Annotated in this window: 29 protein-coding genes, 1 tRNA gene and 1 pseudogene; 12 read left to right on the forward strand and 19 right to left on the reverse strand. The window is 51.8% G+C overall.

Features of this window, described 5'->3' with window-relative positions:
- Positions 1–48: 48 nt before the first annotated feature.
- Positions 49–741, forward strand: a complete 693-nt coding sequence (gene torR, locus FC814_RS00425; RefSeq protein WP_001120112.1) for a two-component system response regulator TorR — start codon at positions 49–51, stop codon at positions 739–741.
- On the opposite strand, the gene torT is transcribed toward torR, so the two are convergent.
- A complete protein-coding gene (torT, locus tag FC814_RS00430; RefSeq protein WP_137325357.1) occupies positions 714–1742 on the reverse strand; it encodes a TMAO reductase system periplasmic protein TorT in 1029 nt (342 codons plus the stop codon). The genes torR and torT overlap by 28 nt on opposite strands.
- A gap of 82 nt (positions 1743–1824) precedes the next feature.
- Here torT and torS point away from each other — a divergent pair, with 82 nt between their 5' ends.
- Both torS and FC814_RS00440 read left to right on the forward strand, forming a co-directional pair.
- Complete coding sequence (torS, locus tag FC814_RS00435; protein ID WP_137325358.1) at positions 1825–4569, forward strand: TMAO reductase system sensor histidine kinase/response regulator TorS; 2745 nt, start codon at positions 1825–1827, stop codon at positions 4567–4569.
- Between the two features lie 71 nt (positions 4570–4640).
- Positions 4641–5714, forward strand: a complete 1074-nt coding sequence (locus FC814_RS00440; protein ID WP_000136746.1) for a 4Fe-4S binding protein — start codon at positions 4641–4643, stop codon at positions 5712–5714.
- Between the two features lie 48 nt (positions 5715–5762).
- Here FC814_RS00440 and FC814_RS00445 read toward each other — a convergent pair whose 3' ends face one another.
- The 5 genes and pseudogenes from FC814_RS00445 to cspG all read right to left on the reverse strand — a co-directional run bounded on the left by FC814_RS00445 (position 5763) and on the right by cspG (position 6539).
- Positions 5763–5936: an addiction module toxin, GnsA/GnsB family gene (locus FC814_RS00445; RefSeq protein ID WP_001019200.1), complete on the reverse strand. Its 174-nt coding sequence runs from the start codon at positions 5934–5936 to the stop codon at positions 5763–5765.
- Positions 5926–5976, reverse strand: coding sequence for a hypothetical protein (locus FC814_RS23410; protein ID WP_135486412.1), 51 nt, complete (start codon positions 5974–5976; stop codon positions 5926–5928). The genes FC814_RS00445 and FC814_RS23410 overlap by 11 nt, the downstream gene beginning before the upstream one ends.
- Positions 5955–6153 (reverse strand): annotated as a pseudogene (locus FC814_RS22950) (cold-shock protein). Before FC814_RS22950 ends, FC814_RS23410 begins: the two are co-directional and overlap by 22 nt.
- The gene (locus tag FC814_RS00460; RefSeq protein ID WP_071524879.1) at positions 6128–6316 is read right to left on the reverse strand and encodes a cold-shock protein; all 189 of its coding nucleotides are present in this window, start codon (positions 6314–6316) and stop codon (positions 6128–6130) included. Before FC814_RS00460 ends, FC814_RS22950 begins: the two are co-directional and overlap by 26 nt.
- A gap of 10 nt (positions 6317–6326) precedes the next feature.
- Positions 6327–6539 carry a cold shock protein CspG gene (gene cspG, locus FC814_RS00465; protein ID WP_000066493.1) on the reverse strand — a complete coding sequence of 71 codons (213 nt, stop codon included), beginning with the start codon at positions 6537–6539 and terminating at the stop codon, positions 6327–6329.
- Positions 6540–6824: 285 nt separating this feature from the next.
- Here cspG and cspH point away from each other — a divergent pair, with 285 nt between their 5' ends.
- Complete coding sequence (cspH, locus tag FC814_RS00470) at positions 6825–7037, forward strand: cold shock-like protein CspH (RefSeq protein ID WP_000087767.1); 213 nt, start codon at positions 6825–6827, stop codon at positions 7035–7037.
- On the opposite strand, the gene FC814_RS00475 is transcribed toward cspH, so the two are convergent.
- The 10 genes from FC814_RS00475 to hyaA form a co-directional block, all read right to left on the reverse strand.
- The gene (locus FC814_RS00475; RefSeq protein WP_024212534.1) at positions 7025–8335 is read right to left on the reverse strand and encodes an AppA family phytase/histidine-type acid phosphatase; all 1311 of its coding nucleotides are present in this window, start codon (positions 8333–8335) and stop codon (positions 7025–7027) included. The two genes, cspH and FC814_RS00475, sit on opposite strands and share 13 nt — an antisense overlap.
- An 87-nt stretch (positions 8336–8422) precedes the next feature.
- Positions 8423–8515: a cytochrome bd-II oxidase subunit CbdX gene (gene cbdX, locus FC814_RS00480; protein ID WP_000270307.1), complete on the reverse strand. Its 93-nt coding sequence runs from the start codon at positions 8513–8515 to the stop codon at positions 8423–8425.
- A gap of 13 nt (positions 8516–8528) precedes the next feature.
- Positions 8529–9665, reverse strand: a complete 1137-nt coding sequence (gene appB, locus FC814_RS00485) for a cytochrome d ubiquinol oxidase subunit II (RefSeq protein WP_032225462.1) — start codon at positions 9663–9665, stop codon at positions 8529–8531.
- Between the two features lie 11 nt (positions 9666–9676).
- Entirely contained in the window at positions 9677–11221 is a 1545-nt protein-coding gene (appC, locus tag FC814_RS00490; protein ID WP_137325359.1) for a cytochrome bd-II oxidase subunit 1, read from the reverse strand.
- A gap of 134 nt (positions 11222–11355) precedes the next feature.
- Positions 11356–12213: a hydrogenase expression/formation protein gene (locus FC814_RS00495; RefSeq protein ID WP_105289674.1), complete on the reverse strand. Its 858-nt coding sequence runs from the start codon at positions 12211–12213 to the stop codon at positions 11356–11358.
- Positions 12210–12608 carry a hydrogenase-1 operon protein HyaE gene (gene hyaE, locus FC814_RS00500; protein WP_000606443.1) on the reverse strand — a complete coding sequence of 133 codons (399 nt, stop codon included), beginning with the start codon at positions 12606–12608 and terminating at the stop codon, positions 12210–12212. The genes FC814_RS00495 and hyaE overlap by 4 nt, the downstream gene beginning before the upstream one ends.
- Positions 12605–13192, reverse strand: a complete 588-nt coding sequence (hyaD, locus tag FC814_RS00505) for a hydrogenase 1 maturation protease (RefSeq protein ID WP_000003650.1) — start codon at positions 13190–13192, stop codon at positions 12605–12607. Before hyaD ends, hyaE begins: the two co-directional genes overlap by 4 nt.
- The gene (gene hyaC / locus FC814_RS00510) at positions 13189–13899 is read right to left on the reverse strand and encodes a Ni/Fe-hydrogenase b-type cytochrome subunit (RefSeq protein WP_001156753.1); all 711 of its coding nucleotides are present in this window, start codon (positions 13897–13899) and stop codon (positions 13189–13191) included. Before hyaC ends, hyaD begins: the two co-directional genes overlap by 4 nt.
- An 18-nt stretch (positions 13900–13917) precedes the next feature.
- The gene (gene hyaB, locus FC814_RS00515) at positions 13918–15711 is read right to left on the reverse strand and encodes a Ni/Fe-hydrogenase large subunit (protein ID WP_137325360.1); all 1794 of its coding nucleotides are present in this window, start codon (positions 15709–15711) and stop codon (positions 13918–13920) included.
- Positions 15708–16826: a hydrogenase 1 small subunit gene (gene hyaA / locus FC814_RS00520; protein WP_010344442.1), complete on the reverse strand. Its 1119-nt coding sequence runs from the start codon at positions 16824–16826 to the stop codon at positions 15708–15710. Before hyaA ends, hyaB begins: the two co-directional genes overlap by 4 nt.
- Before the next feature lie 405 nt (positions 16827–17231).
- Here hyaA and FC814_RS00530 point away from each other — a divergent pair.
- The 3 genes from FC814_RS00530 (at position 17232) to tusE (ending at position 18605) form a co-directional block, all read left to right on the forward strand.
- Positions 17232–17319 (forward strand) — tRNA-Ser (locus FC814_RS00530).
- A gap of 206 nt (positions 17320–17525) precedes the next feature.
- Positions 17526–18185, forward strand: coding sequence for an FtsH protease modulator YccA (gene yccA, locus FC814_RS00535; RefSeq protein ID WP_000375136.1), 660 nt, complete (start codon positions 17526–17528; stop codon positions 18183–18185).
- 90 nt (positions 18186–18275) lie between these two features.
- Positions 18276–18605 carry a sulfurtransferase TusE gene (gene tusE, locus FC814_RS00540; RefSeq protein ID WP_000904442.1) on the forward strand — a complete coding sequence of 110 codons (330 nt, stop codon included), beginning with the start codon at positions 18276–18278 and terminating at the stop codon, positions 18603–18605.
- On the opposite strand, the gene yccX is transcribed toward tusE, so the two are convergent.
- Positions 18602–18880, reverse strand: a complete 279-nt coding sequence (yccX, locus tag FC814_RS00545; protein WP_024212532.1) for an acylphosphatase — start codon at positions 18878–18880, stop codon at positions 18602–18604. The two genes, tusE and yccX, sit on opposite strands and share 4 nt — an antisense overlap.
- A gap of 93 nt (positions 18881–18973) precedes the next feature.
- Here yccX and rlmI point away from each other — a divergent pair, with 93 nt between their 5' ends.
- The gene (rlmI, locus tag FC814_RS00550; protein WP_105289670.1) at positions 18974–20164 is read left to right on the forward strand and encodes a 23S rRNA (cytosine(1962)-C(5))-methyltransferase RlmI; all 1191 of its coding nucleotides are present in this window, start codon (positions 18974–18976) and stop codon (positions 20162–20164) included.
- A 57-nt stretch (positions 20165–20221) separates the two neighbouring features.
- Entirely contained in the window at positions 20222–20539 is a 318-nt protein-coding gene (gene hspQ, locus FC814_RS00555) for a heat shock protein HspQ (RefSeq protein WP_001295356.1), read from the forward strand.
- 44 nt (positions 20540–20583) lie between these two features.
- On the opposite strand, the gene FC814_RS00560 is transcribed toward hspQ, so the two are convergent.
- Complete coding sequence (locus FC814_RS00560) at positions 20584–20997, reverse strand: CoA-binding protein (protein WP_010348869.1); 414 nt, start codon at positions 20995–20997, stop codon at positions 20584–20586.
- A gap of 172 nt (positions 20998–21169) precedes the next feature.
- Between FC814_RS00560 and FC814_RS00565 the strand changes: the two genes are divergently transcribed.
- Together FC814_RS00565 and mgsA are read left to right on the forward strand one after the other, a co-directional pair.
- On the forward strand, positions 21170–21832 hold the full coding sequence (locus FC814_RS00565) for a DUF2057 family protein (RefSeq protein ID WP_137325361.1): 663 nt from the start codon (positions 21170–21172) through the stop codon (positions 21830–21832).
- Positions 21833–21927: 95 nt separating this feature from the next.
- Entirely contained in the window at positions 21928–22386 is a 459-nt protein-coding gene (gene mgsA, locus FC814_RS00570; RefSeq protein ID WP_000424180.1) for a methylglyoxal synthase, read from the forward strand.
- Between the two features lie 31 nt (positions 22387–22417).
- Here mgsA and helD read toward each other — a convergent pair whose 3' ends face one another.
- Positions 22418–24472 (reverse strand): DNA helicase IV, encoded by a 2055-nt coding sequence (gene helD / locus FC814_RS00575; protein WP_137325391.1) that lies wholly within the window; start codon positions 24470–24472, stop codon positions 22418–22420.
- A 122-nt stretch (positions 24473–24594) separates the two neighbouring features.
- Between helD and FC814_RS00580 the strand changes: the two genes are divergently transcribed.
- A complete protein-coding gene (locus FC814_RS00580; protein WP_001261238.1) occupies positions 24595–25041 on the forward strand; it encodes a YccF domain-containing protein in 447 nt (148 codons plus the stop codon).
- Positions 25042–25048: the final 7 nt, after the last annotated feature.

Genomic DNA, 25048 nt, shown 5'->3' on the forward strand with positions numbered 1-25048 from the left:
TTACGGCAGAATATGAACAGATATGAACAGAATGAGTAAAACCCTCTGATGCCACATCACATTGTTATTGTTGAAGATGAACCGGTTACCCAGGCACGATTACAATCCTACTTCACTCAGGAGGGGTATACCGTTTCCGTTACGGCGAGCGGTGCCGGGCTGCGGGAAATTATGCAGAATCAGCCGGTGGATTTAATTCTGCTGGATATCAACTTGCCCGATGAAAATGGCCTGATGTTAACCCGCGCCCTGCGGGAACGTTCGACGGTGGGGATTATTCTGGTTACCGGACGCAGCGATCGAATTGACCGTATTGTTGGGCTGGAAATGGGCGCAGACGATTACGTCACCAAACCGCTGGAACTGCGCGAACTGGTAGTACGGGTAAAAAATCTGCTCTGGCGAATCGACCTCGCGCGACAAGCTCAACCGCACACTCAGGACAACTGCTATCGCTTTGCGGGTTATTGCCTGAATGTGTCGCGCCATACGCTGGAGCGGGATGGCGAGCCGATTAAACTGACCCGCGCAGAGTATGAAATGTTGGTGGCATTTGTGACGAATCCGGGCGAAATTCTCAGCCGTGAACGTCTGCTGCGTATGCTTTCTGCGCGTCGGGTGGAAAACCCTGACCTGCGCACCGTCGATGTGTTAATTCGTCGTTTACGTCATAAACTCAGCGCAGATTTACTGGTGACGCAACATGGCGAAGGTTATTTCTTAGCCGCTGATGTGTGCTGATAAAAATAGACCGGACGAAATCCCCCTGGCGACAGCGAGCGGCGGATATGTTCACGGTCGGCATTTTTCGGCGTCAGAACTAAAATCGGTGGGCTGACATTATCAGACACCGATTGCCCCTGTAATTGCCTGATGGCCTGCTCAACTGCCAGTTCCCCCTGCCAGACCATTTGATCGCTGGCAGCCATAATCACTCTTCCCCGCTTCAGCCCGCGATACACCTGATGTGAAAGATAAAACGACACCACGGTAAGCGGCGTTTTCAGGTTACGCCCTTCACCCATTGCCGCCTCTGCCGCAATGGCCGTTCCGGCAACGACGTCGATTTCTGGATGGCGCTCCAGCATTTCCTGCAACAGGTTACGCTGGATTTCAATATCGTTGTCGCCGAGCGCAATATCGACAATACGCACCGGGCTTCCGGCAATGGCTGCGCGAAACCCCTCTACCATCTCCTTACTGCCCCCGGCGTTATCGGGGCCGGGCATCAACAGCACGTTCAGTGGTTTACCGTGCGCCCATTGCACCAGATATCGTCCTGGTTGATAGCCCATTTGAAACCAGGGCACACCAACGCGGCTTTTTATCTGTGAGTCGTCAATGGCATTCACCAGTTCGATCACCGGCAGACTTGCTACCTGCTTTTGCAGATCGGGAAATGACGTCGTGCTACTACCGAGCAAAATGGCCTCTGCGCCCCATTGCTTACACTGGTCGATTTGCGCCTGCTGGGTAGCTAACTGGCTGTAGCCGCCTGCCTCCAGCACTTTTAAATCCACACCGTAGCGGCGAGCAGCCTCCTGCATTCCATAGTTCAACGATAACCAGTATGAATCTTTCAGGCTGGGGTAAAGCGCGCACAGTTTCCATGCGCGTTTGGCTTTAAGCGGCGTAAAGGGTTGCACCGTGAAATGCTGCGCATCATGCCAGCGCAACAGGTTATCAGCCGAAAATGCCGGCAACATGAAAAGGGAAAGAAGTAAAAATAGCAGTACGCGCATGATAGCCTCATCAATAATAAGGCTTTATGCTAGATGTATTCCGCTTTGCGACTCAACATTTTTCACCTTAAGTACACCGACCGTGAATTTAACCCTGACCCGAAGGCTCTGGATGGGCTTTGCCCTGATGGCGCTGTTAACCCTGACCAGTACCCTGGTGGGATGGTACAACCTGCGCTTTATCAGCCAGGTGGAAAAAGACAACACTCAGGCATTGATTCCTACCATGAATATGGCGCGCCAGTTGAGCGAAGCCAGCGCCTGGGAACTTTTCGCCGCGCAGAACCTGACCAGTGCCGATAACGAAAAGATGTGGCAGGCGCAGGGGCGAATGCTCACCGCACAAAGCCTGAAGATTAATGCGTTGCTGCAAGCATTACGGGAACAAGGTTTTGATACCACCGCTATTGAACAACAGGAGCAGGAGATTTCCCGTTCGTTACGTCAACAAGGGGAGCTGGTGGGGCAGCGTTTGCAACTGCGCCAGCAACAACAGCAACTCAGTCAGCAGATAGTCGCCGCCGCCGATGAAATCGCACGCCTGGCGCAAGGTCAGGCGAATAATGCGGCCACCTCCGCCGGAGCTACCCAGGCCGGGATTTACGATTTGATCGAACAACATCAGCGTCAGGCCGCCGAAAGCGCACTCGACAGGCTGATTGATATCGATCTTGAGTATGTTAACCAGATGAATGAACTGCGCCTTAGCGCCCTGCGGGTGCAGCAAATGGTGATGAATCTGGGGCTGGAACTGATCCAGAAAAATTCGCCAACGCTGGAAAAGCAGCTCAATAATGCGGTGAAAATTCTGCAACGTCGGCAAATACGCATTGAAGATCCGGGTGTTCGTGCTCAGGTTGCGACAACGTTAACTACCGTTAGCCAATATAGCGATTTGCTGGCGCTGTATCAGCAGGACAGTGAAATCAGCAATCACCTGCAAACTCTCGCCCAAAATAACATCGCCCAGTTCGCGCAGTTTAGTAGTGAAGTCAGTCAGCTGGTCGACACCATTGAGCTGCGCAATCAGCACGGACTGGCGCATCTCGAAAAAGCCAGTGCACGCGGGCAATACAGCCTGGTATTGCTGGGAATAGTTTCACTTTGCGCACTGATTCTGATCCTCTGGCGCGTGGTTTATCGCTCAGTCACGCGTCCACTTGCCGAACAAACGCAGGCGCTGCAACGACTGCTGGACGGTGATATCGACTCCCCTTTTCCGGAAACCGCTGGCGTGCGGGAGCTGGATACCATCGGGCGGCTGATGGATGCGTTTCGCAGCAGCGTTCATGCGCTGAATCGCCAGCGCGAACAGCTGGCGGCACAAGTAAAAGCGCGCACGGCTGAATTACAGGAACTGGTGGTAGAACATCGACAGGCTCGTGCGGAAGCCGAAAAAGCCAGCCAGGCAAAATCTGCGTTTCTGGCGGCAATGAGCCATGAGATCCGCACACCGCTGTACGGTATTCTCGGCACCGCGCAACTGCTGGCAGATAACCCCGCACTTAACGCCCAGCGTGATGATTTGCGGGCAATTACCGACTCCGGCGAATCGCTGCTGACCATCCTTAACGATATCCTCGATTATTCGGCTATCGAAGCGGGGGGCAAAAATGTTTCGGTCAGCAATGAACCCTTTGAACCACGCCCGCTGCTGGAAAGTACCCTGCAATTAATGAGCGGGCGGGTGAAAGGTCGCCCGATTCGCCTGGCAACGGCAATTGCCAACGATGTACCGAGCGCGTTAATGGGCGATCCGCGACGTATTCGCCAGGTTATTACCAACTTGTTGAGCAACGCCGTGCGTTTCACTGACGAGGGGCAGATCGTCCTGCGCAGTCGCACTGATGGCGAGCAATGGTTGGTCGAAGTGGAAGACAGCGGCTGCGGTATTGATCCCGCGAAACTGGCAGAAATATTCCAGCCATTTGTTCAGGTAAGCGGCAAACGCGGCGGTACCGGGCTGGGGCTGACTATCAGTAGCAGTCTGGCTCAGGCGATGGGCGGCGAACTGAGCGCCACCAGCACGCCGGGGGCTGGAAGCTGTTTTTGTTTACGCTTGCCGTTACGTGTTGCCACTGCCCCCGTGCCAAAAACAGTCAATCAGGCGGTACGTCTGGACGGTTTACGTTTGCTGTTAATTGAAGATAACCCGCTAACCCAGCGAATTACCGTTGAGATGCTAAACACCAGTGGTGCGCAGGTCGTGGCTGTTGGCAATGCCGCGCAGGCGATAGAAACGCTGCAAAATAGTGAACCATTTGCTGCCGCACTGGTGGATTTTGATCTGCCGGATATCGACGGCATTACCCTTGCCCGACAACTGGTACAGCAATATCCGTCGCTGGTTTTGATTGGCTTTAGCGCCCATGTCATCGACGAAACGCTGCGCCAGCGAACCAGTTCGCTCTTTCGCGGGATTATCCCTAAACCAGTGCCGCGTGAAGTGCTCGGTCAGTTACTGGCGCACTATCTCCAACTGCAAACCAATAAAGATCAATCGCTGGATGTATCGCAACTCCATGAAGATGCTCAGTTAATGGGGACGGAGAGTATTCGCGAATGGCTGACATTATTTAAACAACATGCCCTGCCACTTCTCGATGAAATAGACGCAGCCCGCGCCAGGCAGGACGGCGAAAAAATTAAACGTGCCGCGCACCAGCTAAAAAGCAGCTGCGCGAGTCTGGGAATGCGTAGCGCCAGCCAGCTATGCGCGCAACTGGAGCAGCAGCCATTATCTGCGCCCCTCCCACACGAAGAAATTACACGCAGTGTTGCCGCTCTGGAAGCGTGGTTGAATAAGAAAGATCTGAACGCGATTTGAATCAATATCAGCCAGTTAAGAATATTTATAATAGTGGCATTTAGTATGCAACTTAACGGGCTGGCAAAATCATGACAGAGAAAAAAAGAACCCGCTGGCAGCGGCGGCCAGGCACGACGGGCGGCAAATTACCGTGGAATGACTGGCGTAATGCCACGACCTGGCGTAAAGCGACGCAATTATTACTGTTAGCAATCAATATTTATATTGCCGTCACCTTCTGGTACTGGGTGCGCTATTACGAAACGGCAGGTAGTACGACATTTGTCGCCAGACCAGGAGGCATCGAAGGCTGGCTACCGATTGCCGGCCTGATGAATCTGAAATATAGCTTTGAAACAGGCCAGCTACCTTCCGTCCATGCCGCCGCGATGCTGTTGCTGGTCGCTTTTATCATCATCAGTCTGTTGCTGAAAAAGGCCTTTTGTTCATGGTTATGCCCGATTGGTACGCTTTCTGAATTAATCGGCGATCTCGGGAAAAAACTGTTTGGTCGGCAATTTGCCCTTCCCCGCTGGCTGGATATTCCTCTGCGCGCAGTGAAGTATTTGCTGTTGAGTTTTTTTCTCTATATCGCGTTATTGATGCCCGCTCAGGCAATTCACTATTTTATGCTATCGCCCTACAGCGTGGTGATGGACGTTAAAATGCTCGATTTCTTTCGTCATATGGGAACCGCGACATTAATCAGCGTGACCGTTTTGCTGATTGCCAGCCTATTTATTCGCCATGCCTGGTGTCGTTATCTTTGCCCATATGGCGCGCTGATGGGCGTGGTTTCGTTATTTTCGCCGTTTAAGATTCGTCGCAATGCCGAAAGTTGTATCGATTGTGGCAAATGCGCAAAAAATTGCCCATCACGGATCCCGGTCGATAAATTAATTCAGGTACGAACAGTGGAATGTACCGGCTGTATGACTTGCGTAGAGTCATGTCCGGTCACTTCAACATTAACTTTTTCGCTGCAAAAACCTGCGGCAAATAAAAAGGCCTTTGCGTTGTCTGGCTGGTTAATGACGCTATTGGTTCTGGGGATTATGTTTGCGGTGATTGGATATGCGATGTATGCGGGTGTATGGCAAAGCCCGGTGCCAGAAGAATTGTATCGACGCTTAATTCCACAAGCGCCAATGATTGGTCACTAAATTAGCAACAAGCGGAACATCACCTCGCACGGGGTGATGTTCACAAAATCACATTATTTTGATTTTGACGTCATAACCTTCAAGCCCGGTCATTTTCTCCCGCGCAGTAAAGCGAATTTCAGAGACTTCTTTCCCTGTGTTCTTACTCAATTCGGCGATTTTTTGCGCAATAAAGTCGGAGATTTCCGTTTCGGCTTGTTTTTTTAGCTCTTCAATATTCACTGTTAACCTCTTCTGGTCTTAAAAGACAGCAACACGCCAGCAAGGTGTTGGTTCCGATCCCCTGGTCAGGTTAGAAATGTTATAAGCCATCTGCATGAAAGATTCAATAATCAGTAGGTTATCGCTCAATATGCGTACAGGGATAAGTGCAAACAGAAGATATAAAAAAGGCTCCGCGAGGGAGCCTGATATTATTTTGTGAAATCCAGCGGCGCATGATCAGTGCGTATTTGCAAGGCAACGTTATCAAAGGTGATCATCGTCGATTTACAAAAAATACACTTAGCGCCCAAAGGGTTTCGCTCCGTCACATCGAATGCCGATGTGCGGTACTGTGAACCATGACAACATGGACAGCGGAAATGGAGATGTTGAGTAATAACGGCAACCTTAGAGCGTAACAACGTTCGCTGCCGAGGGACCACGTTGCCCCTGCTCAATAGAAAATTCGACTTTCTGATTTTCATTCAGCGTGCGGAATTCATTGCTCTGGATGGCGGTGAAATGAACGAAAACGTCCTTGCTGCCATCATCAGGAGTGATAAAGCCAAAACCTTTATCTGCGTTAAACCATTTTACTAAACCAGTCATTTTATTAGACATATTTTACTTCCTTCATTTTGAGCCTTTCGGCAAACAGGGCTTTATTACAGAAACTACTTAGTGTTCAGGAGAGAGACTCAAAAGAAGGGGATAATGCCTGATAATGAGAACTGCTTTAGTAAACTACTTTGTATGCTGTCTGTCTTTCAAACCGACGCAGCTATTAACGCATGATAAATATGATTAAGCAAATTTTATTTTAGCCGTCCGGCGGTCTTAAATATCGCTGGCTTTATTTTATTAACACCGTATAGTGCGGCGCAGTATTTTTAGTAAGGAATTTGTTTGTCCCGTAAAATGACAGGAATTGTCAAAACCTTTGATCGCAAAAGCGGCAAAGGATTCATCATCCCCTCCGACGGTCGTAAAGAAGTCCAGGTTCATGTTTCCGCATTCAGTCCCCGCGACGCAGAAGTGCTCATCCCAGGATTACGCGTAGAATTTTGCCGCGTAAATGGCCTGCGAGGACCAACAGCGGCAAATGTTTATTTATCCTGATGTAAACTACATGCCGGAATACGCGCTTCATTCACTATTTGCGTAAAATCCGCCAGTGAACACATGCCCTGCGCGTTTCTCTCCTCACATTCTGCCAGTGTCAGTTTTACCTCTCCAGGCGGCGTTTTTAGCGATAGCGGCGTTTTATCACGCATCTGCTGCAAGGTCTGGAATACCAGCGAAACCTGAATCCATTGACTGTTATCACTTAGCCGCCGCCAGCGTTCAAATACCAGTTCACCACCCGGCGGGGTGTTATCCGGTTGACCCGGCAGCGTCCAGTTAAGCTTCAGTGCCCCCCCCAGATTCGCCAGGTTGGTATCATGCCCGGCAATAAACAACAGTGAAGTCGGCAGCGTAATTCCATAGTTCGATTTTTGCGGGTTGTTTGGCGTCAACGCCGTCAGAACTAAATCCAACAGCGGTGTGGCACGACGACGAGCCACATCCGGGGTACGTTGCAGCAAATAAAACTGCGCATTATGCAGGCTTAACAAGGTGTTCCACTGATGTGAATCAGTAATTCGTCCCCAGCCAGGCTCCGGCATTCCCTGTGCTTGTTGCAGGAGAAATATCTCCGTCAGCATGGATGCGAGGCTTACCGCACCCGTTAATGAGACGTTATCAGCACTCACCTTGAGTTCAGAGGGCAATGCCTGCGTGAACGAACAGCTTTCGTCTTGTTTCTCTCGTTTGAGGCACAGACTTGATTGCGGAAAATTGAGTACCCGCTCCAGTTCGTGAAATGCCGTTTGCCGATGATCGGTAAAATCAACGAGAGAGCCGCCTGCCCTGCTGAGAATCGCCTCAGTCACGTTCACTTTATCCAGTTGGCAAACACCGGTTTTCAGGGGATTAAATAACGGATCGGGACGGGAAGTGTCTGACTGAGTATGTACGGTTATTGCACAGTCGGGAGCCAGCCCGGCAGCAAAGGCTTCGCCTGTTTTACGAGTGCGCTCGTCAACATCGGCAATAATCGCGACCTGCCCAGCTTTCGGGCAACCATTTTTTGCCAGCAAACCGTCAGCCACCAGGCGTTGGCGTTGGTAATGTCCGAGATAAGAGATCAGCTCACCGCCTCGTGGTGTCAGCCAACCCAGTTTCACCGGCCAGCCAGGCCAGGTGTCTGGAGTAACGTCCTGCATGATTTGCGTAGATTTGGTGGGTGCTCGCACACCATGACGGCTGACAATCACCACACTTTCCAGCTTCAGTTCCGGCGCCCCCTGAGCAAATGCAGGTAGCGGAGTTAACGGAAGCAAAAGAGAAAAAAAGGGGATCAAAATCGCTTTCATCGCCAGGTTTCCGTTTTTCATGTTTCGCATTATTGCCTGATGCGACGTTGATGCGTCTCATCAGGCCTACGTTTGTTGTGCGTCAAATCAACCTTTCAGACGCGGTTCCAGCCATACCAACACCACGGTGGAGAGTGAACACATCAACAAAATTCCGACGAACCACAATAAATACCACATTGATCATCCCTCCTTAGTACAGCTCACTATCGTGACGGCGAAGCGTTTCAGTTGTCATGCGCCCCCACATTTTGTAGTAGCTCCATACAGTGTAGAGCAACACAATAGGCAAAAATATCAGCACAATTACTAACATAATGCTCAACGTCAGCTGACTAGAGGTGCTGTCCCACAGCGTCAGGCTGGAGATCGGACTGATGCTCGAAGGCATGACAAACGGAAACAGCGTGATGCCCGCCGTGAAGATAACGCCAAATTGCATCAATGAGGCCAGCAGAAATCCCCAACCGGGGCGACCCCGATAAATAGCCATCACCGTCAGTAATGGGCAGAAAAAACCCAGCAGCGGGAAGATCCACAAAATCGGCGATTCAACAAAATTATTCATCCAGGCACCGGGCAGTACTGTAACCAGTTTCATTAACGGATTGGACGGGCCGTTAACATCCTGGGCGAGCAATACAAAGCCATCAATACCCACCCACAGCCAGTACCCCGCCAGCAAAAAGCACAGCATGACCAACAGCGCAGCGCGTTTGGTCGCCAGTTGCGAACGCAGGTGAATAGCTCCGACCGTTTTTAGTTGCAACCAGACGCCACCTTGTAAAATCACCATGCCCAGACTGAGCAAACCACACAGTAATGGGAACGGTGTCAGCAATTGCCAGAAAGAACCGAGGTACTCCACGCGTAATTGCGGCGTGAAGACAAACGGCACGCCAAGTAACAAATTGCCGAACGCGATACCGAAGACTACCGGCGGCACCAGGCTACCGATGACCAGACCGGCATCCCACATTTTACGCCAGCGCGCATCAGCGATTTTTCCACGATAATCAAAAGCCAGCGGGCGAAAGAACAGCGAGCACAGCACCAGAATCATCGCCACATAAAAGCCGGAAAACGCCGCTGCATAGACTCTGGGCCAGGCGGCAAATAATGCACCGCCCGCAAGAATCAACCAGACCTGGTTGCCTTCCCAGTGTGCGCCAACGCTGTTAATCAATACCCGACGTTCATCATCATTACGCGCCACCAGCGGCAACAGACAGCCAATCCCCATGTCAAATCCATCGGAGATCATAAAGACCACCAGGATGACGCCAATCAGCAGCCACCAGATGAAGCGCAATGTTTCATAATCAAACATGATTCTCTCCTTTACCCCTGTTGCTGCGTCGGTTGTTCACTCTGCATCGCGCTCGGCCCCAGACGGGCATATTTCTGCATCAGGTAGACTTCGGCGATTAAGAACAGGGTATAAAGCCCTACGATCATGATCAGTGAGAAAGCCAGTTGTCCCGTGGTTAACGCGGAGTGCGCGGAGTATGTCGGTAAGATGTCCTGAATCGCCCACGGCTGACGACCAAACTCGGTCATAAACCACCCGGCTTCAATGGCAATCCACGGCAGCGGCAAACTCCAGAGCGTCATTTTCAGCACCCAACGATGCTGGTCAATTTTACCGCGCAGCGTCTGAACGAGCGCAATCAGCATTACCAGTAACAGCAGCGAACCGCAGCCCACCATGATGCGGAAACTCCAGAACACCGGCGCAACCTGTGGAATAGCGCCACGCATTGCTGCCTGATACTGCGCCGGTGTGACATGATTCATATCCGGCGCATAGCGGGAGAGCAACATGCCGTAACCAAGGTCGCTTTCCAACTCCCGGAATGCCTGCAACACATGCGGCTCCCGGTTACCTTGCGAGATCTCCTGCATCAGCAGCCAGGCCATACGTCCGCGTTGCAATCGTGGGTAGGTTTCAGCCATCAAATTTTTCAGCCCGGGTACGGGCTTATCTAATGAGTGAGTGGCGAGGATCCCTAACAGTGCGGGAATTTTGATGGCAAAGGCATTACGTTCTTGATCCTGTTCCGGCCAGGCAACGAGATGGAACGGCGCAGGTGCGGGTTCGGTTTGCCACTCCCCTTCCATTGCGGCCAGTTTTACCGGCTGAACGCGTGCGACTTCATAAGCAGAACTGTCTCCAAGTTGCAGCGCGCCGATTATCGCCAGTGTGCCAAAGACCGAGCCGATGGCGAACGAACGTAGCGCAACATCACGCTCCCGTCCGCGCAGTAAATACCAGGCGCTGATCGCCATAATAAACATGGCCCCGGTCACATAGCCCGCCATCACCGTATGGACAAATTTCACCTGGCTGACAGGGTTAAAAACCAGATCGCTGAAACTGGTCATCTCCATACGCAGGGTGTCGATATCGAAATGCGCGCCGGTCGGGAACTGCATCCACCCGTTGGCATTCAAAATCCACAATGCGGAGATATTGGAACCGAATGCCACCAGCCAGGTCACCAGCAGATGCTGGTATTTATTCAGCCGTTGCCAGCCGAAGAAGAACAGACCGACAAAGGTGGATTCGAGGAAAAAGGCCATTAATGCTTCCATCGCCAGCGGTGCGCCAAAAATGTCGCCCACATAGTTGGAATAGAATGACCAGTTAGTACCAAACTGAAACTCCATCGTCAGGCCGGTGGCCACACCGAGAGCGAAGTTGATACCGAAAAGCTTACCCCAGAAACGCGTCATATCGCGGTAGACTGTTTTGCCGGTGACCACGTAAATGGTTTCCATGATAGCCAGCAAAAAAATCAGCCCCAGGGTAAGGGGCACGAATAAAAAGTGGTACAGCGCGGTCAGTGCAAACTGCCAGCGCGATAAATCAATAACATCCCACATGCGAACTCCTGTAGGCGAAGAGAGGGAAATAACCCTTTAATAGTAGATCTCCCTTTTTATCCTTACAGTTTGTAGGTGGTCGTATTCGCTGATTGCGATATTCATAAGACTGAAAGCGACATTTGCCGCCGTTTTCACTGTTGCTCGTTTTCCACCAGCCACTGACACACCTCGCCCAACCGCTGCGCAGAATCAGCCAAATCTTCCGGCGCTGCCAGCACAACTTCCGGTATAGGGCAGATTTCATAACTCTCAAGCAGCGGGCCTTTTAGGGTGTCCGTGCAACGTAAATGCCAGACATGGCGTAACCCGGTGGCGTTGATATAGCTCTCGCCATAGCCAATGGTGCGAATCTGAATATTCCCCTCCCCGCAAAGGCGCGACAGAAAAAGTCGGTCAGCCTCGCTGATGGGCAATTGCGTCAGGTTAATACTGTGCGGCTGCGTGTCAGGGTTACGCACATGCGCCAGCAATTCATGAGCCAGCGGCAGTCCGTTCATCAGGCCATCGATGGGTGGCGGTAACAGCGAATCTGTCGGCAAGACGTTTTGCGTTGCCGCCTGCCACAAAGGCAGCGGCGCGCAGCCAGTCTCCAGACGGTCTTCCAGTAACTGCTCTCCGCGACGTCTGCGCACTCGCCATAATCCGCAAAAAATTGCCTCCTGAATTTCACTTTCACTGCCATCAACGTGTTGGATGCGAACTGACACTTCCCCTTCCCCGAGAAGCGTATTGATAAAGTGGCGATCGTAAGCGTTGAGATTGAACAGATCGACTGCCAGCACCTCGCCCAAAGGGGGGATACGTTGGCTTAGCTGTTGTTGCAGTTCGTTTAACAGCACAATCACCTGCGGGCTGTGAGCACATTGCTCCAGGGCCGCCATGCTCGGTTCATCATTCACCTGGCAGGTGATCGGCAGCGGATTCATACTGAAACTGTCGTCATCAGGTTGCGTTCCTGGCCCCAGTAAATGGAAAAAAGTGTCACTCATGAGGCACGCTCCTGTTGCGGTTCGACAAGCCCACGCATCAGGTTTATCAACTCCGTCCATGGGTGAATACCATTCAGCACGCCGCGATAGCTACCGCCGGTAAACACCAGTGTGGCGGGAAAGCGAAAAACACCAAAGCGATCGCCGATAGCCTCGCTCTGCGCAAGATCGGCTACCGCCACCTGCCACGCATAGTCTGGAAATTCGCGCAATAATTCGCCAATTATTATCGGATTATCACCGACCTCCGGCGTGCGTTTCGGATCGCTGCTTAACAGCACTACGCCGTCTGGTGCCTGCGATAACCAGTCATCAAGGCTGGATTCTGTGACAGGTGTCCAGCCGCGCGCCAGCATACGCTGCCACAACGCATTAAAAGGAGAGTCATTGATCATCCCTGCTCCTCCAGGCTCATCCGGTACTGGCGTAAGCGAACGCCTTCATAATTTTCCATCGACAGACAGTCATAGTTGAGACAGCGTGATTCCTCTGCCAGATGCGGCACGATTCCCCACTCTGCCAGTTGCGCCAGCGCCAACTGTTCTGCTGCTGGCAGTTGTTCACGTGCCAGTTCGCTCAGGCTGCCACCGTAGTCGTCGAGCATTGCCGGTTGCAGCCCGACCAGGGCGATTTGTTCAGGCAAATGTCCACGAATATCCGCCAGCGCCAGCACTTCGGAGAAACTGTTCTGGTGCAGACTCATTTTCTTTGCGCTAAGGTATGCCGGAATGCGCTCTCCGGCATATGTCCGTAGCGTTCCTGGCTCCAGCCCATAATCAATGGCATCGAGGATCAACAAATGACTGGCGCTTTCAACGTAGCCCAACAAATTCAGCCCCTGAGTGCCGCCATCGACAATCTCCACGTTTTCGGGCCAGTGATAATGTGCATATAGCCGTTCCGCCACCCGCACACCGAAACCTTCATCGGCCCATAGCAGGTTGCCCAGCCCCATCACCACCACGCGCTGCTCGCTCATGAACGCTCCTTGTTGCTTTTGACTTTAAAAAACTTGTGGCTGCGGTAACCATTCACCATCGTGGAGATCACCGTGTCATCAGACATGATGTCTTCACGCAGCGCCATATAGACATGACCGATCACAAACGCACCAATTAGCCACATCCCCAGCCGATGCCAGCTGTGAATGTCCAGCGAGTTGCCGCCCGTCCAGTAGAAAAACTCCACTACATAACGGAACGGCGCGAAAATGGCATACTGGCTGTGTTCGCTGAACAGCGCAAAACCGGTGACGATCATAAAGACCGACATCAGGAAATAGCCGAACATCGCCGCCTGGGCGATGGGGTTATGACCGATGTCGGCACTCGGGCGTTTTGCCAGAAACAGATACCAGCGGATTTCATACCACACGCCCAGCCACCAGCTTTTACGCCATACCGGCACAATGAAAAGCTCGCGTGAATAGCGATTACCCACGAACGCCCAGTAAATCCGCATCAGCAATATCACGGTAAAAATCATTCCGGCGCTGAAGTGAATTAACCTGATGTAGCCCATATAGAACAGATACGTCGCCTCGCCGCTGACCGAAGGCAGCGGCTTACCGATAAAGTAACCGGTGACCATCAACACCGCCATGCATAACACCGTCAGCCAGTGCCAGATACGGACTGGCGCTTCAAAGACATAGTGGCTGACAACGTTGTCGCTTTTCTCTTGCATGATGATTCTCCTTCGCTGTTAACGCACCTGCACGGAGATAAGCTCGCTACCGTCGTCGCCCAGCACGTGTGTTGAACAGGCGAGGCACGGGTCAAAGCTGTGCAGAGTACGCAGGATCTCCAGCGGTTGCTCGGGAATCGCCATTTTGGTGTTCATCAGCGCCGCTTCATAAGCGCCAATCTGCCCTTTGGGATCGCGCGGGCTGGCGTTCCAGGTGGTCGGCACCACGCACTGGTAGAGATCAATCTTGCCATCGCGAATGGCGGCCCAGTGACCTAACGCCCCGCGCGGCGCTTCGGTAAAGCCGACGCCACGGCACTCTTTCGGCCAGGTCGCAGGCTCCCATTTTTCAGTGGAGGCAGTGGCGAGATTGCCGTTTTTCAGGTTGGTCATCAGCTTGTCGAAGAAGTACTGCAACTTACCTGCGGCCCACTGTGCTTCGTGCGCGCGGCACAGAATGCGGCCTAACGTTGACTGGATGCCAGAAAGCGGCAGGTTCAGCGCCGACATCATGCGATCGACAGACTCAACGGTCGCAGCATCGCCTTTGTGGTAGGCGATTAACGTGCGCGCCAGCGGCCCCACTTCCATCGCATGACCGCGCCAGCGTGGCGCTTTGATCCACGAGTAACGTTCCTGTTCATTCAGCTGCTGAATGTTGGTGTCGCTACCTTTAACATCGCCCGGGTTGTACCACGGGTCGGTAATACCATCAAAAGGATGACGCCCAACCTGATCGTTGGGATACCGATACCAGGCGTGATCGACAAACTCCTGCACCTGCTGCGGATCAACCAAATCCACTGGCAGCACATTGTTGAAGTCGCCATTGATTACCGCACCACCAGGCATCAGCAGACTTTTCTCGCCAAAGTCGTTGGCAATATCCGGGAATGCGCCGTAGCTAAGGACGCATTTATCAGAAAGACCAGTGCCGATTTCACTCCACGGTTTGTTGAACTGACCGATGGCTAAGGCGTCGGGGATCATCACGTTGTTAATGAAGTCCTCCGTGCGGGTAATGATCGACTGAACCAGGTTCAGGCGTTCCATATTAACCGCCCCGACCGCGCCGCTTTCGTCAATGTTAATGGCGCACGGCATCCCGCCGACAATCCAGTTCGGATGCGGGTTTTTACCACCAAAAACGGCGTGAATTTTGACGATCTCCCGCTGGAAATCGAGGGCTTCGAGATAGTGGGCAAAGCCCATCAGGTTGGCTTCCGGCGGCAGTTTGTACTGCGGGTGCCCCCAGTAGCCATTGCGGAAGATCCCCAACTGCCCGCCTTCAACAAATTTCTTCAGGCGGTTTTGTACGTCGAAGAAATAGCCAGGGGATGATTTCGGCCACGAGGAGAGGCTTTGCGCCAGTTCTGACGTTTTCCGTGGGTCGGCTTTCAGCGCATCTAACACATCTATCCAGTCCATCCCGGCGAGCTGATAGAAGTGCACCAGATGGTCGTGGCACCAGAGCGTCGCCAGCATAATATTACGGATGATATTGGCGTTGTCCGGCACTTTAATGCCGATGGCATCCTCAATTGCATAGACCGAAGCCAGAGCGTGTACGCCAGTGCAGACGCCGCAGATACGCTCAACGAACGCCCACGCATCACGCGGATCGCGGCCTTGCAGGATGATCTCCAGCCCGCGAAACATAGTGCCGCAGGAAACAGCATTGGTGATCACATTCTGATCGTTAATATTCACTTCGCAGCGCATATGACCTTCGATGCGCGTAATCGGGTCGACCACCAGGCGGCGTCCGGCATTGTTGATGGTGTATCCCTGAGTTTCGTACTGAGTGCTCATGCCTGTTTATCCTCGTTGCCCGGCTGTTGTTCGGCTTCTGCAAGTTGCTGGTTATGACGTCTGCGCTGGTCAACGGCGCTGGCGACTGCATGTACGCCAACAGCCGCAGCCACGACACCAAGCGCGGTTAAGCCCACGGTATCGGCGGTAGAGTGCGTTCCCATCTGCGGAATATCGACCACGCGGCTATAGAACGAACCGCGATCCCAGAAACCATTTTCAGAACAGCCCAGGCAGCCATGACCAGACTGGATTGGGAAAGAAACGCCATCATTCCAGCGTGTGGAGGAACAGGCGTTATAGGTGGTAGGCCCTTTGCAGCCCATTTTGTACAGGCAGTAACCTTTACGCGCGGCGTCATCATCCCAACTCTGGACGAACTCTCCGGCATCAAAGTGAGCGCGGCGATAGCATTTATCGTGGATTCGCTGACCGTAGAACATCAGCGGACGCCCCATTCTGTCGACATCCGGCAGACGATCGAATGTCACCATGTAAGTAATGATGGCGCTCATCACATCCGGGATCGGCGGGCAGCCGGGCACTTTAATGATCGGTTTGTCGGTGATGACTTTGTCGATGGGGGTGGCCTGCGTCGGATTGGGTCGGGCGGCTTGCACACAGCCCCAGGACGCACAGGTGCCCCAGGCAATAATTGCACTGGCTCCGGCAGCTGCACGTTTGAGTTTCTCAATAAACGGTCGACCGCTACTGATACAGAACATCCCCTGCTCGCCCAGCGGCGGGTTACCTTCTACTGCGAGGATATATTTGCCGTTGTATTGCGTGATGATGTCTTCAAAGACTTCCTCTGCCTGAGTGCCTGCGGCAGCCATCAGAGTATCGTCGTAGTCGAGAGAAATAAGGGAAAGAATGACATCCTTCGCCAGCGGATGAGCAGAACGGATAAAAGATTCGGTACAGCAGGTGCATTCAAGACCGTGGATCCACACCACTGGAATGCGCGGTTTATTCTCCAGCGCCCAGGCAATCTTTGGTGCCATCCCCGCGCCTAATCCCAGCGACGTGGCAGCCAGACTGCAATATTTAAGAAAACTTCGCCGGGTAACCCCCTGACGTCGCATAGCCTGGTAAAAGGTTTCCTCGTTATTCATATAGCACGTCTCTTCTCCTTGCGACACCGACTGGAGTGCCGGGCGCTTTTGGTCGGCAAGCGACGTCCCTGGAGCAAGGCAAACCATCGCTTCACGAGAGAGACAGAAAACGAAAGCTCATCCTTCTGCACTGGCGCACGTCGCCAGAAAGTATTGTTAATAAAGCGTAGTGAAACTTTTGCACAAAACAACACAGAGTGTGTGGATTTATCTTTTAGCGATAAAAATGAACCTTATTTTCCTTAAGGTTTGCCGCAGGAAGGTTATGAAGCGATTTTTATGGCGATGGAATGCGCAAATTGCTGTTATTTCACGCAATCAACACGATTTTGTCTGTTTTTCAGGCAAACAAACACATTGGGGGTTTACACGACGCATCGGGATGTTTATAGTTCGCGTCATTCCGGAAGTGTGGCCGAGCGGTTGAAGGCACCGGTCTTGAAAACCGGCGACCCGAAAGGGTTCCAGAGTTCGAATCTCTGCGCTTCCGCCAAATAAGATAAGGGGTTAGCTAAATGCTAACCCCTTTTTCTTTTACCTGTCAAAATCGCCATGCCGTTATGCCATCCCAATGACTTAATCTGTCTTTGCTAAACCTGTTCCAGATCAAATGCGTAAAGATGGGTAAAACCTCTGGGTAGCTTTCGGCAATATCATTATGCTGCTTTATTAATTACACCTGTCATAGAGAGTGACTCCATGGATCGTATAGTTAGTTCTTCACATGACCGTACATCGCTACTTAGCACCCATAAGGTGCTGCGTAATACCTATTTCTTGCTGAGCCTGACGCTGGCCTTTTCTGCGATTACCGCGACGGCCAGTACGGTTCTGATGCTACCATCTCCGGGTCTGATTCTGACGCTGGTAGGTATGTATGGTTTGATGTTCCTGACCTATAAAACGGCGAATAAGCCGACCGGGATTATCTCCGCGTTCGCCTTTACCGGTTTTCTGGGTTATATCCTCGGCCCGATTCTGAACACCTATCTGTCTGCCGGAATGGGCGACGTAATCGCTATGGCACTGGGCGGCACGGCGTTAGTGTTCTTCTGCTGCTCTGCCTATGTGCTGACCACCCGCAAAGATATGTCGTTCCTCGGCGGTATGCTGATGGCGGGTATTGTGGTGGTACTGATTGGAATGGTAGCGAATATCTTCCTGCAACTGCCTGCCCTGCATCTGGCAATCAGTGCGGTATTCATTCTGATCTCCTCTGGCGCAATTCTGTTTGAAACCAGCAACATCATTCATGGCGGTGAAACGAACTACATTCGTGCCACGGTTAGCCTGTATGTGTCGCTGTACAACATCTTCGTCAGCCTGCTGAGCATTCTGGGCTTCGCCAGCCGCGATTAATCTCACCCGCTAACACTTTCATAGCCTCGCTTTATGCGGGGCTTTGTTTTTTGTTACACTGCCGCCAGTCTGATTAAGGTAGTAATAATTATGCTGATCTTCGAAGGTAAAGAGATAGAGACCGATACCGAAGGCTATCTCAAAGAAAGCAGCCAGTGGAGTGAGCCGCTGGCAGTGGTGATTGCAGAGAACGAAGGGATTTCGCTGTCGCCAGAACACTGGGAAGTGGTGCGTTTTGTGCGTGATTTCTATCTGGAATTTAATACTTCTCCGGCAATTCGTATGCTGGTAAAAGCGATGGCGAATAAATTTGGCGAAGAAAAAGGTAACAGCCGATATTTATACCGACTGTTTCCGAAAGGTCCGGCTAAGCAAGCCACCAAAATTGCTGGCCTGCCAAAACCGGTAAAATGTATTTAACGGATACGAAAATCGGTTAATTCCCCCGAGGGATGATGCGGCTCGCTGAGCACCCGTTCCACACGCGCAGAACGCGGGCCGCCACTCTTTAACCACTGCATTAATTTTTCCACCTGCCCTTCTTCACCGCAGGCAACCACTTCCACGCTGCCATCGTCAAGATTTTTGGCGTACCCGGTTAATCCCAGTTTTTTCGCTTCGTACTGCGTGGTATAGCGAAAGCCTACCCCCTGAACTCGCCCGAAAACCCAGGCAATTATGCATACTTTCGACATCACCGCTCTCCTTATTCTTATAGCTGCGTTGCAAATCCATGGAAAACTCCGGACAATGGCGCCCATTTCTTTGCATCGACAGAATAGTAAATTATGAGTGTACGTTTAGTGTTAGCCAAAGGGCGCGAAAAATCATTACTTCGTCGCCATCCGTGGGTCTTTTCCGGGGCCGTTGCCCGCATGGAAGGTAAAGCCAGCCTCGGTGAAACCATCGATATTGTTGATCATCAGGGAAAATGGTTAGCACGCGGCGCTTATTCGCCGGCTTCGCAAATCCGCGCTCGCGTCTGGACTTTCGATCCTTCGGAATCCATCGACATTGCCTTTTTCACCCGACGCTTACAACAGGCGCAAAAGTGGCGCGACTGGCTGGCGCAAAAAGATGGTCTCGATAGCTATCGTTTAATTGCCGGTGAGTCTGATGGCCTGCCGGGTATAACTATCGATCGTTTCGGTAATTTTCTGGTGCTGCAACTGCTGAGTGCTGGCGCAGAATATCAGCGGGCGGCATTGATCAGCGCCCTGCAAACGCTATACCCGGAATGTGCGATTTACGATCGCAGCGACGTCGCGGTACGTAAAAAAGAAGGGATGGAGCTGACCCAGGGCCCCATCACCGGCGAGTTGCCGCCTGCCCTGCTGCCGATTGAAGAACACGGTATGAAGCTGCTGGTGGACATTCAGCACGGGCACAAAACGGGCTACTACCTGGATCAGCGTGACAGCCGCCTGGCAACCCGCCGCTACGTTGAAAATAAACGCGTACTGAACTGTTTCTCCTATACCGGTGGTTTCGCGGTATCGGCATTAATGGGCGGTTGCAGCAACGTTGTTAGCGTTGATACCTCCCAGGAAGCACTGGACATTGCACGGCAGAACGTTGAGCTGAACAAACTGGATCTGAGCAAGGCAGAGTTCGTGCGTGATGACGTCTTTAAATTGCTGCGAACTTATCGCGATCGCGGGGAGAAATTTGACGTTATCGTGATGGATCCGCCGAAGTTTGTTGAGAACAAAAGCCAGTTGATGGGCGCCTGCCGGGGCTATAAAGACATCAACATGCTGGCGATTCAGTTACTGAATGAGGGCGGTGTTCTCCTGACGTTCTCCTGTTCAGGCCTGATGACCAGCGATTTATTTCAGAAAATCATCGCGGATGCCGCAATTGATGCCGGTCGTGATATACAATTTATAGAGCAGTTCCGTCAGGCAGCCGATCATCCGGTGATCGCTACCTACCCGGAAGGGCTATATCTGAAAGGGTTTGCCTGTCGCGTCATGTAACTTGAAATGTGGAATTTTACCCTTATATCAAAGGTGAAGATTTCCCGGGAGGTGACTATGATTGCCAGCAAATTCGGTATCGGCCAGCAGGTCCGCCATTCCCTGTTAGGTTATCTCGGAGTGGTCGTGGATATCGACCCGGTTTATTCGCTCTCTGAACCGTCGCCTGATGAGCTGGCGGTGAACGATGAGCTTCGCGCCGCTCCGTGGTATCACGTGGTGATGGAGGATGACAACGGCCTACCGGTTCATACCTACCTGGCTGAAGCCCAGCTAAGTAGCGAATTGCAGGATGAACATCCTGAACAGCCATCCATGGATGAGCTGGCGCAGACCATCCGCAAACAACTCCAGGCGCCGCGTCTGCGTAACTAACCCTCATACAAATACCCGGAAGGCAAAAACCTTCCGGGTATTTTTTATTTAGCCAGCCCCAAGCGAGGGATCTCAATTGCCGGGCAGCGATCCATGACTACCTGTAACCCGGCATCACGTGCCAGTACAGCCGCTTGCTCATTAATCACCCCTAGCTGCATCCATAAGGTTTTCGCACCAATGGCGATAGCTTCCTGCGCCACGCCCCACGCGGCTTCCGAATTACGGAAAACATCGACCATATCGACTTTTTCCGGAACCTCTGCCAGCGTGCCGTAGCCCTGCTGACCCAGCAGCGTTTTACCGGCGACTTTAGGTGAGACCGGAATAACGTGATAGCCCTGATCAAGCAAGTATTTCATCACGCGATAACTTGGACGGTCGGGTTTATCACTTGCCCCTACCAGCGCAATGGTATGAGTGGACGTTAAAATGGCTGCAATATCGGTCTCTTTCATCATTTCCTCCAGACTATTTATCAAAGTGTACGACAATCCCAACATACCAACCATGCAGCTAATACGAATGAATGAGAGCAAAAGCGGAAAACATGTCTATATGTTAGTAAGTATGATTAAAGAAAAATTTTGATACATTATTATTCAGGCGGTCATTAGACAGGAGCTATCTATGAAAACCGGCATTTTGACCACCTTGATTGCATTATGTTTGCCGGTATCCGTTTTTGCCACCACGCTACGGCTGTCCAGCGATATTGATCTTCTGGTACTCGACGGCAAAAAGGTTTCAAGCTCTCTGTTACGCGGAGCGGATAGCATTGAACTGGATAATGGACCGCATCAGTTAGTGTTTCGCGTCGAGAAGACTATCCATCTTTCCAGTAGTGAAGAACGGCTTTATATCTCCCCGCCGCTGGTCGTCAGTTTTAATACACAGCTCATTAGCCAGGTGAACTTTCGCCTGCCACGCCTGGAGAATGAACGGGAAGCCAATCATTTCGACACAACGCCGCGCCTTGAATTGTTAGATGGCGATGCGACGCCGATTCCGGTAAAGCTGGATATTCTGGCTATTACTTCAACCGCAAAAACGATTGATTATGAAGTCGAGGTCGAGCGTTATAACAAATCCGCGAAACGCGCTTCTCTACCGCAATTTGCCACCATGATGGCAGATGACAGTACACTGCTCTCTGGTGTTTCCGAACTGGATGCCATCCCACCACAGTCCCAAGTGCTCACTGAACAACGGCTGAAGTATTGGTTTAAACTGGCAGATCCGCAAACGCGCAATAACTTCCTGCAATGGGCGAAAAAACAACCATCTTCCTGAGATTTTTGTGCCTGTGCGCAGGCTTTTTCGGTCTTTATCTTGCAGCGATAAGTGCTTACAGTAATCTGTAGGAAAGTTAACTATGGATGTAAATTATGGAACTGACGACTCGCACTTTACCAGCGCGGAAACATATTGCGCTGGTGGCACACGATCACTGTAAACAAATGCTCATGAGCTGGGTGGAACGGCATCAACCATTACTGGAACAGCACGAGCTTTATGCGACGGGCACCACGGGTAACTTAATTTCCCGCGCTACCGGTATGAATGTTAACGCCATGTTGAGCGGCCCAATGGGCGGTGACCAGCAGGTGGGCGCACTGATTTCGGAAGGAAAAATTGATGTGCTGATTTTCTTCTGGGATCCATTAAACGCCGTACCGCACGATCCTGACGTGAAAGCGTTACTGCGACTGGCGACGGTGTGGAACATTCCGGTCGCTACCAACGTGGCAACGGCAGATTTCATCATCCAGTCGCCGCATTTCAACGACGCGGTCGATATTCTGATCCCCGATTATCAGCGTTATCTCGCAGAACGCCTGAAGTAATATTGCACAGGTGGCAAACGCCACCTGTTTCTTACGGTTTTCTCGCCACCGGCACATCCAGATTTTTCAGTATTTCCACAAAGGGAGAGGGATTCTCTTTGTTAAACAGTGCCCATACCCGATGGCGTGCGCGGGTCAGCGCCACGTACATTAACCGCCGTTCTTCAGCGTCCGGGAAATCCTCAACCGGTGGCAGTAGCGCCTCTTCCATAATCGACTCCCGCGCCGCAGCCGGAAAACCATCACTCCCCTCCTGCAAGCCAACGATGATGACGTAATCCGCCTGTTGCCCTTTGCTGGCATGAATAGTCATAAAGTCGATTTGCAACTTCGGCCAGCGTGTTGCCGCTTTTTCCAGGCTGGCAGGCCTCATGTGGTGATAACGCGCCAGAACCAGAATGCGCTCTTCCGGTTTGGCATAACCAGAGAGCTTATCCAGCAAAGCGTCAAGCTGGCTCTCATCCAATAACGTGACGGCTTTTTTGTCTCCATTGGTTAAGCTATTTAGCGGCTTTTTCAGCTGGCCTGGGTTCTGCTGAATAAACCGGTTTGCCACCTCACCGATACGACTGTTAAAACGGTAAGTCGTGTCTAAATCACAGCGATCGCCTTCACCAAAGTTTTCATGGAAAGCCGTGGTGAGCGACATTTGCGCGCCACTGAAGCGGTAAATCGCCTGCCAGTCATCGCCAACGGCAAACAACGTCGTCTGGCTGTTTTGCTTGCGTAATGCCGCTAACAACGCTGCGCGCTGCGGCGAGATATCCTGAAATTCATCAACCAGAATATGCTTCCAGGGGCTGATAAAGCGACCTTTCTCCAGAATCACAATCGCCTGGTGAATAAGGCCCGAAAAATCGACGGCGTTTTCTGCCTTCAGCGCACCTTTCCAGGCTTTTAATAACGGGGCCATCAACTTGATACGTTTACTGAACAGATCGCGAATCTCTTCGGGCGCGCTGGCAATCATTTCTGCCTGTGCACCGCCGTGCATCCGCATCAGACTTACCCAGCGATCGAGGCGTGAGGCAAGACGACGCTGTAATTTTTCATCATCCCAGAAGTTACCTTCTGGCACTGACCACTGCATTTCTTCCGTCAGCCATTGCCGCCAGCCCTTCGCCTGCGCTTTCTTCTCGCTGCATTGCTTGCGCCACTCAGCAATAAAGAGTTCATGTCGGGCAGCGGTGTCATTTTCCAGTTTGCTGACTGTGGGTACTTTTTTGCTACATTGCTGAATAATATGTAGCGCCAGTGAATGAAACGTGCGTGCGGTAATGTCTTCGGTATGTAGCCGGTCGCGAATACGCTCGTCCATCTCTTCAGCGGCTTTGCGACCAAACGCCAGCAATAAAATTTGCTCAGGGGACGCTTCACCACGCGCCAGCAACCAGCCTGCACGCGCTACCAGCACCGATGTTTTACCGCTTCCTGCGCCTGCCAGCACTAACAGAGAATGTTCGCCATTAACGACTGCCCGAGCCTGCGCCGGATTAAGAGGTGAAGATTCAACCTGACGGAAAAAATCCGCATACTCATTAAGCATGGTTTCGGTATACGCCTGATTATGCTGCAACCGAGCGCCTTCAATATCTTTCAACCAGGCCTGACATTTGCGCCACGCCTCACGGCAGTTATCGAATTCTTCCAGTCGATTAACTGGCAACGGCAACGCCGACAAAGCCTGGCGGATTTGTTGCTGCACGCCAGAAGTTTGCTCCCGCGTCAGCCATTTATTATCGTTGGTGCGTGCGGCGATAAGATCCAATTGCTGCTGTAATACGCCAGCCGCAATTTCGCTCATCTCCTCGCTCCAGCGCCGCCAGTGAGCATCAAGATGGCGGTGAAAACGCTGCGTCTCACCCCATTCGGTGCCGTGCAGACGCACTACTTTTTCATCAGGCAGTACAAATTCCAGCTCACCCCATACCAGACCGCGCTTGCAGTGAATTGCCAGTAATTGATTGAAAGGAATGAGATATTCGTGACGATCGCCGGAGACTTTTATCCCGGCATTGAGGATCACCGCCCGATCATAAGGGTGCTGTGCCAGACGTTTGCCAAGAGTTGTCGCTTTCAGTTCCATGACTCTGTAGATCCACACGATGTTATTTCTTATCAGTGTAACCGTCAGAGAAAACGTGCTCCAGCCCAAAAAAACGTTACAATTGCCGCCCATTACTGAAAACCACAGTAAAGCGAGGTTTTATGCGTACCGTTTTGAACATTCTGAACTTTGTGCTTGGCGGATTTGCCACCACTCTGGGCTGGCTGTTGGCAACCCTGGTCAGTATTGTGCTGATTTTTACCTTACCGCTGACACGATCCTGCTGGGAGATCACCAAACTGTCTCTGGTGCCTTACGGCAATGAGGCCATTCATGTCGATGAACTGAATCCGGCAGGTAAAAATGTACTGCTGAATACTGGCGGTACGGTACTGAATATTTTCTGGCTGATTTTCTTTGGCTGGTGGTTATGCCTGATGCACATTGCGACAGGTATCGCACAATGCATTTCCATCATTGGCATTCCGGTTGGCATTGCGAATTTTAAAATTGCCGCTATTGCACTGTGGCCAGTCGGTCGCCGCGTAGTTTCTGTGGAAACAGCTCGTGCTGCGCGTGAAGCCAATGCGCGACGTCGTTTTGAATAATCTAACA

The organism is Escherichia sp. MR (genome assembly GCF_005280595.1).
In the GTDB taxonomy this organism is placed as follows: Bacteria; Pseudomonadota; Gammaproteobacteria; order Enterobacterales; family Enterobacteriaceae; genus Escherichia; species Escherichia ruysiae.

Excerpts from the sequence above, each read along its gene's own strand:
- torR (WP_001120112.1), top strand. The coding sequence starts at position 49 with ATGCCACATCACATTGTTATTGTTGAAGATGAACCGGTTACCCAGGCA.
- torT (WP_137325357.1), bottom strand. The coding sequence starts at position 1,742 with ATGCGCGTACTGCTATTTTTACTTCTTTCCCTTTTCATGTTGCCGGCA.
- FC814_RS00440 (WP_000136746.1), top strand. The coding sequence starts at position 4,641 with ATGACAGAGAAAAAAAGAACCCGCTGGCAGCGGCGGCCAGGCACGACG.
- cspG (WP_000066493.1), bottom strand. The coding sequence starts at position 6,539 with ATGTCTAATAAAATGACTGGTTTAGTAAAATGGTTTAACGCAGATAAA.
- FC814_RS00475 (WP_024212534.1), bottom strand. The coding sequence starts at position 8,335 with ATGAAAGCGATTTTGATCCCCTTTTTTTCTCTTTTGCTTCCGTTAACT.
- cbdX (WP_000270307.1), bottom strand. The coding sequence starts at position 8,515 with ATGTGGTATTTATTGTGGTTCGTCGGAATTTTGTTGATGTGTTCACTC.
- appB (WP_032225462.1), bottom strand. The coding sequence starts at position 9,665 with ATGTTTGATTATGAAACATTGCGCTTCATCTGGTGGCTGCTGATTGGC.
- appC (WP_137325359.1), bottom strand. The coding sequence starts at position 11,221 with ATGTGGGATGTTATTGATTTATCGCGCTGGCAGTTTGCACTGACCGCG.
- FC814_RS00495 (WP_105289674.1), bottom strand. The coding sequence starts at position 12,213 with ATGAGTGACACTTTTTTCCATTTACTGGGGCCAGGAACGCAACCTGAT.
- hyaE (WP_000606443.1), bottom strand. The coding sequence starts at position 12,608 with ATGATCAATGACTCTCCTTTTAATGCGTTGTGGCAGCGTATGCTGGCG.
- hyaD (WP_000003650.1), bottom strand. The coding sequence starts at position 13,192 with ATGAGCGAGCAGCGCGTGGTGGTGATGGGGCTGGGCAACCTGCTATGG.
- hyaC (WP_001156753.1), bottom strand. The coding sequence starts at position 13,899 with ATGCAAGAGAAAAGCGACAACGTTGTCAGCCACTATGTCTTTGAAGCG.
- hyaB (WP_137325360.1), bottom strand. The coding sequence starts at position 15,711 with ATGAGCACTCAGTACGAAACTCAGGGATACACCATCAACAATGCCGGA.
- hyaA (WP_010344442.1), bottom strand. The coding sequence starts at position 16,826 with ATGAATAACGAGGAAACCTTTTACCAGGCTATGCGACGTCAGGGGGTT.
- yccA (WP_000375136.1), top strand. The coding sequence starts at position 17,526 with ATGGATCGTATAGTTAGTTCTTCACATGACCGTACATCGCTACTTAGC.
- tusE (WP_000904442.1), top strand. The coding sequence starts at position 18,276 with ATGCTGATCTTCGAAGGTAAAGAGATAGAGACCGATACCGAAGGCTAT.
- yccX (WP_024212532.1), bottom strand. The coding sequence starts at position 18,880 with ATGTCGAAAGTATGCATAATTGCCTGGGTTTTCGGGCGAGTTCAGGGG.
- rlmI (WP_105289670.1), top strand. The coding sequence starts at position 18,974 with ATGAGTGTACGTTTAGTGTTAGCCAAAGGGCGCGAAAAATCATTACTT.
- hspQ (WP_001295356.1), top strand. The coding sequence starts at position 20,222 with ATGATTGCCAGCAAATTCGGTATCGGCCAGCAGGTCCGCCATTCCCTG.
- FC814_RS00560 (WP_010348869.1), bottom strand. The coding sequence starts at position 20,997 with ATGAAAGAGACCGATATTGCAGCCATTTTAACGTCCACTCATACCATT.
- FC814_RS00565 (WP_137325361.1), top strand. The coding sequence starts at position 21,170 with ATGAAAACCGGCATTTTGACCACCTTGATTGCATTATGTTTGCCGGTA.
- mgsA (WP_000424180.1), top strand. The coding sequence starts at position 21,928 with ATGGAACTGACGACTCGCACTTTACCAGCGCGGAAACATATTGCGCTG.
- helD (WP_137325391.1), bottom strand. The coding sequence starts at position 24,472 with ATGGAACTGAAAGCGACAACTCTTGGCAAACGTCTGGCACAGCACCCT.
- FC814_RS00580 (WP_001261238.1), top strand. The coding sequence starts at position 24,595 with ATGCGTACCGTTTTGAACATTCTGAACTTTGTGCTTGGCGGATTTGCC.